The organism is Donghicola tyrosinivorans (assembly GCF_003003355.1).
GTDB classification, from domain to species: Bacteria; Pseudomonadota; Alphaproteobacteria; order Rhodobacterales; family Rhodobacteraceae; genus Donghicola; species Donghicola tyrosinivorans.
Map to the genome: position 1 here is coordinate 1 of NZ_PVTQ01000042.1, position 7,636 is coordinate 7,636.

The 7,636-nt window shown below is 57.7% G+C and carries 4 protein-coding genes; 2 read left to right on the plus strand and 2 right to left on the minus strand.

The genetic code is table 11. The annotated features are described in order from the left end of the window. Nucleotides 1-300: 300 nt before the first annotated feature. Nucleotides 301-2,208 (minus strand): sulfate adenylyltransferase subunit CysN, encoded by a 1,908-nt coding sequence (gene cysN, locus CLV74_RS22235; RefSeq protein WP_106269114.1) that lies wholly within the window; start codon nucleotides 2,206-2,208, stop codon nucleotides 301-303. Between the two features lie 50 nt (nucleotides 2,209-2,258). Next, nucleotides 2,259-3,164 carry a sulfate adenylyltransferase subunit CysD gene (gene cysD / locus CLV74_RS22240; RefSeq protein WP_106269116.1) on the minus strand — a complete coding sequence of 302 codons (906 nt, stop codon included), beginning with the start codon at nucleotides 3,162-3,164 and terminating at the stop codon, nucleotides 2,259-2,261. Between the two features lie 85 nt (nucleotides 3,165-3,249). Here cysD and CLV74_RS22245 point away from each other — a divergent pair, with 85 nt between their 5' ends. Together CLV74_RS22245 and CLV74_RS22250 are read left to right on the plus strand one after the other, a co-directional pair. Then, entirely contained in the window at nucleotides 3,250-4,269 is a 1,020-nt protein-coding gene (locus tag CLV74_RS22245) for a helix-turn-helix transcriptional regulator (protein WP_106269118.1), read from the plus strand. Between the two features lie 226 nt (nucleotides 4,270-4,495). Further along, the gene (locus CLV74_RS22250; protein WP_106269120.1) at nucleotides 4,496-7,297 is read left to right on the plus strand and encodes a Hint domain-containing protein; all 2,802 of its coding nucleotides are present in this window, start codon (nucleotides 4,496-4,498) and stop codon (nucleotides 7,295-7,297) included. Nucleotides 7,298-7,636 lie beyond the last annotated feature (339 nt).

Sequence of the window (7,636 nt, forward strand, 5' to 3'; positions counted from 1 at the left end):
CCCTTACCCCGCCTCCACCAACTTCGGAGCCACCTCCGTCGGCACCCTCGCCATCCGCCGCTTCCTGCGCCCCGTCTGCTACCAGAACCTGCCCGAAACTCTCCTTTCGGAAAGCTTCAGCTAAAGAAAACAGGGCGCCACAAAAGCGCCTTGCCTTCATCTTGGCAAAAATACCTCGGGGGAGGCCAAAGGCCGGGGGCAGAGCCCCCAGACCCGTCTAACCCCACAAAACAACGTAAAAACGGCGCGCCCCAGTAAAGGGACGCGCCGTTCGTCTTTCTCAGGCCATTGATCCCGAATTTACGGGATCAAGCGCGCGATGATCAGATCAGCGGCTTCATCTGCGGTCATAGCCGTGGTGTCGATACGGATTTCAGCGTTCATCGGTGCCTCATAGGGGCTGTCGATGCCCGTGAAGTTCTTCAGCGCACCCGAACGGGCCTTCGCATAAAGACCTTTCACGTCGCGCTCCTCGGCCACTTCCAGCGGCGTGTCGACGAAAACCTCGATGAACTCGCCGGGCTGCATCATGCTGCGTACCATGTCGCGCTCCGAACGGAAGGGCGAGATGAAGGCGGTGATCACGATGAGGCCGGCGTCGGTCATCAGCTTGGCAACTTCGCCCACGCGGCGGATGTTTTCCACGCGGTCCGCTTCGGTAAAGCCAAGGTCCTTGTTCAGACCGTGACGCACGTTGTCGCCGTCAAGCAGGAAGGTGTGGCGGTTCATGCGTGCCAGCTTCTTCTCGATGATGTTGGCGATGGTCGATTTACCCGAGCCCGACAGACCTGTCAGCCACAGCACCGCAGGTTTCTGGTGCTTCATGTTTGCGTGGTGTTCGCGGTCGATATCGGTCGCCTGCCAGTGGATGTTCTGGGCGCGGCGCAGGGCAAAGTGGATCATCCCCGCGGCAACCGTGTGGTTGGTCATCTTGTCGATCAAGATGAACCCGCCAAGGGTGCGGTTCTCTGCATAGGGCGCAAAGGGGATTTCACGGTCGGTGGTGATGTTCGCCACGCCAATCGCGTTCAGATCCAGCGTCTTCGAGGCCAGATGTTCCTGCGTGTTGACGTTCACCTCATACTTGGGGTGCTGCACGGTGGCCGAAACGGTCTGGGTGCCGATCTTCAGCCAATAGGCGCGGCCGGGAACCAGAGCGTTCTCATCCATCCAGACCAGTGTGCTTTCGAACTGGTCGGCCACTTCCAGCGGGTCTTGCGCCGCAACGATCACCTGACCGCGCGAGCAGTCGATCTCGTCCGCCAGCGTGATGTTCACAGCCTCGCCAGCGACGGCCAGTTCGCGGTCGCCTTCAAGGCTGACGATGCGGGCCACGGTCGAGGTCTTGCCCGACGGCAGCACGCGGATCGCATCACCGGGGCGGATAGTGCCGCTGGCGATGGTGCCCGCGAAGCCGCGGAAATCAAGGTTGGGACGATTGACCCACTGTACCGGCAGGCAGAAGGATTTGTCCTGATCGGCGGTGTTGTTGACCTCAACCGCTTCAAGGTGCGGCAGAAGGGCAGTGCCAGTGTACCACGGGGTATTTTCGCTGTTGGCGGTGATGTTGTCGCCGCAGTATCCCGAGATCGGGATTGCGGTGAACTCTTCAATGCCGATGCTCTGGGCAAAGGCTTTGTAGTCCGCAACGATGCTGTCAAAGGTCTCTTGGCTATAGCTGACCAGATCCATCTTGTTGACCGCAAGAACCACGTTCTTGATGCCCAGAAGGTTCACCAGATAGCTGTGACGACGGGTCTGGGTCAGCACGCCTTTGCGGGCGTCGATCAGGATCACGGCCAGATCGGCGGTCGAGGCACCGGTGACCATGTTACGGGTGTACTGTTCATGGCCGGGGGTGTCGGCAACGATGAACTTGCGCTTTTCGGTGGCAAAGAAACGATAGGCCACGTCGATGGTGATGCCTTGCTCGCGCTCAGCGGCCAGACCGTCCACCAGAAGGGCAAAGTCGATCTCGCCGCCTTGGGTGCCGACGCGCTTACTGTCCGCTTCCAGTGCGGCCAACTGGTCTTCAAAGATCATCTTGCTGTCGTACAGCAGACGGCCGATCAGGGTCGATTTGCCGTCGTCCACCGACCCGCAGGTGATGAAGCGCAGCATGGTCTTGTGCTGGTGGGTTTCCAGATAGGCGTCGATGTCTTCGGCGATCAGGGCGTCGGTTTTGTAAATCGGATCTTGGGTCGTCATGGGATTACCTGCATTCATTCGATGGTAAAAGACAGAGGGAAAAGAGGGGCTTAGAAGTAGCCTTCCTGCTTTTTCTTCTCCATCGAGGCGGCTTGGTCATGGTCGATCGCACGGCCCTGACGTTCGGATGTGGTGGTCAGAAGCATCTCTTGAATCACTTCCGGAAGGGTCTTGGCCTGCGACTCCACGGCACCGGTCAGCGGATAGCAACCAAGGGTACGGAAACGGACCGAGCGCATCTTGGGCTCTTCGCCGTCTTTCAGCGGGAAGCGTTCGTCATCGACCATCAGCAGCAGGCCATCGCGTTCCACTGTGGGACGCTCTGCCGAGAAATACAGCGGCACGATTTCGATGCCTTCCAGATGGATGTACTGCCAGATGTCCAGTTCGGTCCAGTTCGAGATCGGGAACACGCGGACGCTTTCGCCCTTGGCTTTGCGGGCGTTGTACAGGCTCCAGAGTTCGGGGCGCTGGTTCTTGGGGTCCCAGCGGTGGTTGGCCGAGCGGAACGAGAACACACGCTCTTTCGCGCGGGATTTCTCTTCGTCGCGACGGGCGCCGCCGAAGGCCACGTCAAAGCCGTGCTTGTCCAGCGCCTGCTTCAGACCTTCGGTCTTCCACATGTCGGTGTGCAGCGAGCCATGGTCGAACGGGTTGATGCCGCGCTCTTTCGCTTCGGGGTTCTGGTAAACAATCAGCTCCATCCCCGCTTCGGCAGCGGCCTTGTCACGCAGGGCATACATGTCCTGGAATTTCCAGGTGGTGTCCACGTGCATCAGGGGGAAAGGGGGCGGGGCAGGGTAAAACGCTTTTTTGGCAAGGTGCAGCATCACGGCGCTGTCCTTGCCCACACTATACAGCATGACAGGGTTTTCTGCTTCCGCCACGACTTCGCGCAGGATTTGAATGCTTTCAGCTTCCAGACGCTGAAGGTGGGTCAGTGTTTTCTGTGTCATGTTCAATCGCCAACTCTTGGAATTCTGCCCAGATAACCACCGGATTTTTCTGGCGTACCTCCCAAATGGGGGGTAAATCCGGAATATGGCACTTTTTGATGAACAGACTGCGCTGGTTCGGGCGCTTTTTTCAGCAGCTTTGTCGGGATCGCATGCGCGGCCGGCCGAAGACGCTTGGCAGGGATTTCTGTCAGAACTCTGCGCTGTGACGCGGGCAGAGAGTGCGTTGATGCGGGTCGAACGTGCTGGAAATACGATCTTTTCCGTCCGTCAGGGAGCGTCGCCAGAGTTGCCCTCCGACAGCGTCCTTCGGATGCGCTTTGATCGGGTTTATGGCCAGGAGGACCTGACATCTGCCGCGCTAGAGGGGCCAACGCGGCTAATGAAAGCCCGTATTGATGGGGTGACATCTGTGGTGCTGATGGTGGTGCGACCCGCCCACGCAAGGGACTTTCGCAGTGTAGAGGGGCAATATCTAAGCGGTCTTGCGCCTTTTCTGGGCCAAGCGACCGAGGGGTATCTGGCGGCGCTGCGCACTCAATCCCTTGCGCAGTTCGATGCAGAGGCGGGGGCGCAATTGGGGGCCGGTTGGATCCTGTTCGACACTGCAGGAAAAATTCTGGCGCTGTCGGATTTCGCGGCAGAGTGGGAGGCCGCCCAAGGTCTGCGCCTGTCCGAGCGCCGCCGGTTCGAGCCGACAGACCCCGCCATAGCTGCCGCTTTTCGCGGGGCCTTTTCGCGGGCGGTGGCAGACACGGGCGCACAAACACTGCGCATATCAGATACGCCCCTGACCGAGATGGTTCTGCGCCCTGACATGTTCCAAGAAGAGCCGGTGATCCGCGCGGTTTTGCGCGTAGCACCCGATTACGCGCGTCTTTTTGATACCCAGTTCGCCACACATTTCGGCCTCAGCCCCAGCGAGGCGCGATTGCTGGCCCGGCTCTGCGCCGGAGATAGCCTGAAGCAAGCCTCCGAGGTTTTGGGGTGGACGATCGAGACAACACGTAGCTGTTCCAAGCAAATCTACGCGCGGACCGGCGTGAGTGGTCAGCCTGCGTTAATTAAACTTGTCTATGATAGTGCCGTTCTATCTTGCGGGTGACGTAGCGGTTCCGTCTAAAACCTGCACACAAAATTAGCATTTATTATTTAAGGATCTGATAAATAATAAATTAAAACGGATACGTTCTTTGGATCAAGCTCATATCACTGTGGTCATAAATTTGGGCATTGTGATGCCATTAGTAATCTGAACTTAATTTTGACGTAGTTCTACTCTAGCAAGATAATCGTTATTTTGGTGGTTTTCCGAATTCCGGAGTTGGTGGATGGCTACGTCGACGACGTTTCAGGTAATGTATCTCGGGCAGCGTGCCCTGATCGATACGACACAGGGTAACAATACTGCCGAAAATGCAGCCGGTATTCTTGACACCTACGGTAGTGCCAGTGATCCGATGTACAATTGGGTTGGCACACTCTACGCGGACTATCTGCTAGAAGATGACAACAACAGCTACGACATCGATAACGGTGGCGGGCGGGACCGATTTCACGTCAACGGGTTTGGCACGCAAGAATTCGATGCGGTTGCCGAATACGCCATTACGCTGACTTATGTCGACGGAACGACCGCGCAAATTACAGCCTATGTCTTTCAGGATTTTCAGGGACATACCTTCCTAGCGCCTGAAACCACGCTGAACGCCGATCAGGCGGCCTTGACGGCAAAGCCCATTCAATCGCTTGCATTGACCGCGGTGACCAAGTCCAGCGGTGACACAACAGCGGGTGATATGATCGCCGCACGTCAGACCGGAACCTATAAAACCCCTGTGGATGGCACGACCGGCAATGACTCGATGGGGGTCGGCTACACGGACGCGCAGGGCGACCAGATCACAGCTGGCAATGACTATATTCTGGCCGGTGCTGGCAATGACACCGTAACCGCAGGCGATGGCAACGATTTTGTTTCGGGCGGGACGGGTGCTGACCTTATTTACGGCGGCAACGGCAACGACAGCTTGCAAGGCAACGACGGCAACGACACCATTTATGGTGAGTTGGGCGCCGACACGATCGACGGCGGCGCAGGCGACGACAGCATTCTTTACGGTGAAGGCGCAGACGTTGTCTATGGCGGCGCCGGTAACGACTATATCGATGACATCAACGGTGCGCAGCTAAACGGTGCCAACACCATCTATGGCGGCGACGGCAATGACTCGATCTACACGGGTAATGACGGCGACCTGATCTACGGCGGACAGGGCACTGACTGGATCGACGGTGAGCTTGGCAATGACACCGTTTATGGCGGTGCTGACAACGATACGGTGATGGGTGGCGCGGGCAACGACAGCCTGTTTGGCGGATCGGGCGCTGACTATATCGACGGTGGCGCCGACAACGACATCATCTACGGCGATTTCAACGGCAATACCGTCAACATCAATTACACGGTGTCCAGCTCTAGTCTGGCGGCCTCAACACCGGCGGCGCGTGTTGATGACGATGCCACGCTTAAGGTGTCGTTTGATGAGGCTGCGACTGTTCGTCTGACCTTCGGTCTCCTTGAGAACTTTGAAGAGAATATCATCAGTATCGACGGCGTTGTCGTTGATATTCAGGCGATGATTAACGCAGGTGACGCGGTTCTGAGCGGCGGTATCGCGGTTGGTGCCACCGGCGGGGTTACCGGTACAGCGGGCTCTTCGACCTCGGGGACGATTACTTTTAACGTTCCGTTCACCAGCATCTCGGTCGATCACACAGGTGGAGGTTATGACGACGTAACCGTCGAATATCTGGCAACTGGGGGCACCTACACCGCGATCACCGACTATGCGAATGGGGCCACGGGCTCGTATGCGGCGGATACAGTGGGGATCAGCGGCAGCGACACCATTCTGGGCGGCCTTGGTGACGATACCATCTGGTTCGGTGCAGGTGATGACGTTGTCTATGGTGGCGATGGCAATGATAGCATCGATGATCGCTCTGGCGACGGTCTGGTCGGCGACAACTATCTGGATGGTGGTGCGGGTTCGGACACGATCTGGGCAGGCTATGGCTCGGATACGGTGCTGGGTGGCGACGGCAATGACTCGCTACACGGGGATCAGGGGAATGACACCCTGTCCGGTGGTCTTGGGGCTGATACGCTTTGGGGCGATGCGGGCAACGATGTCCTGGACGGCGGCGAGGGGGATGACCACCTTGTTGCGGGTGCAGGCTATGACACGATTGTTGCCAGCAGCGGCATCGATAACGTCTACCAGTTCGACCTGAACGACGACAACCTTGACGGCTTTACCAACCACCAGATCGACGTTAGCAACCTGACCGATCTGGAAGGCAACCCGATCCGCTGGGAAGACGTAGTTGTCACCCAGAACGTCAACAATCACGCGGTTCTGACCTTCCCCAATGGTGAGCAGATTATTCTGCAAGGGATCACCGCCGATCAGGTGAATGATAAGCTTGAGCTAATCAGCATCGGCATTCCGTGTTTCACCGTCGGCACGATGATCCTGACCCCGACAGGGGAAAAACCGATCGAGATGTTGCGCCCCGGCGATATGGTCGTGACCCGCGATAACGGACCACAGCCGCTGGTCTGGGCTGGCTCACGCCGGTTGGGGGCAGGGGAACTGGCCCGTCATCCAGAGCTGCGGCCCATCCGCATTGCGCCTGGTGATTGGGCAGGGCCGCGCGGATTGTTGGTTTCGCCCCAGCATGGGCTATATGCGCACCAATCCGAGCGCGGTGGCACCGATAAACTGATCCGCGCGACCCATCTGGCGCGTCTGAAGGGCGGCAAGGTGCGTGTGGCCAATGGCGTCACCAGTGTGACCTACATCCACCTCATGTTCGAAGAGCATCAGGTGATCTTTGGCAATGGCATCGCTTCGGAAAGTTTCTATCCGGGCAAATGGGGGCTGTCCTCACTGGCTGCGCCGTGCCGCCGTGAAATCCTGCAGTTGTTCCCGGAACTGGCTGGCACAGATGTTGAGAATGCCTATGGTCAAACGGCCATGCCTTTCGCACGGTTCAAAGAGTTGCCGGATCATGTCTACGACCTCTCGCTTCAGACCTTTGATCGCAGACTGCTGCGCTGTGGCTAAACTCGTCGCTTAAGCTGTGACAGAAACTTGCCGCTGCCCCGTATCTATATTGATAGATCGGAGGTTGCCATGTGGTTTGGTTTGGATCGTTATGCTCTTGTCGCAGTGTTTGCGGGCTTGTGTCTGGCGGGCACTGCGGTGTGGGAAATGGGCCTTTCGGATGGAATGTGTGTAATGACCCACTGATTTCCTGCTCATGCTATAAAGGAAGAAAGTAGCCATGAGTAAGAGTATGGACGAGACCGTCAAACGCTGGACAGCCAAGCGAAAGACCGCCCTGGTGATCGAGATCATTCAGGGCAAAACCACGGTGGCGGAGGCCAGCCGGACCTATGATCT